This is a genomic window from Streptomyces viridosporus (genome assembly GCF_002078235.1).
Taxonomy (GTDB): domain Bacteria; phylum Actinomycetota; class Actinomycetes; order Streptomycetales; family Streptomycetaceae; genus Streptomyces; species Streptomyces viridosporus.
Map to the genome: position 1 here is coordinate 1 of NZ_MSGP01000955.1, position 697 is coordinate 697.

Here is a 697-nt window from a genome sequence, read left to right on the forward strand (position 1 = left end):
TTCGGCCTCGGCTACCTCGCCGCCCCCGGCGGCCGCGCCGGCATGATGCGCATCGACACCCTCGAAGACGCCACCCCCCACATCCGCCCCGAGCAGATCGCACACCCCGAAGATGTCCCCTGGTGGGGCGACGAAACCGTCATGGAGGAACTCGCCAACACCCCCCTGCCCGGCTTCGAAGACGGCACGAGCAGCGACGACAGCGATGACCGACCCGTCATCGCCCCCGGCGTCGACTTCCAGAAGAAGGAACCCACCGCCGAAGAGAAGATCATCACCGCGCTGCGCGACGAAGCCGACCCCCTCCACCTGGAGTACCTCGACGGCTCCAGCGACATCGAACCCGGCGACTTCGACATCGCCTACATGGACCGGGCGCAACTCCTCGCCGCGACCGGCCTGAAGGACGGAACGTTCGCCAACGCCCTCGGACGCCTCGAAGCAGCCGGGAAACTCCACCGCGTCGCGGAAGGCAAGTCCGTCCGTGTCGGCCTCGGCCGGCCCTCGCACGAGGACGCAGCTGCCTGACCGAGCCCAGGGGGAAGGCACCTCAGACAAACCCGCTTCCGTACGGCACGATCAGAACTGCACGGCCCGGACCTCCTTGAGCGTCCCCGCGCCCCATGGGAGATCCCGGGCCGTGCACACACACCAGCTCCGCACCCGTCAGCGGAGCACCTGCCTCTTATATACATCT

The 697-nt window shown here is 68.0% G+C and carries 1 pseudogene; it reads left to right on the plus strand.

The window, feature by feature from the left end:
* Window positions 1–528, plus strand: a pseudogene (locus B7L92_RS40885) (hypothetical protein); the annotation flags it as partial.
* Between the last annotated feature and the right edge of the window lie 169 nt (window positions 529–697).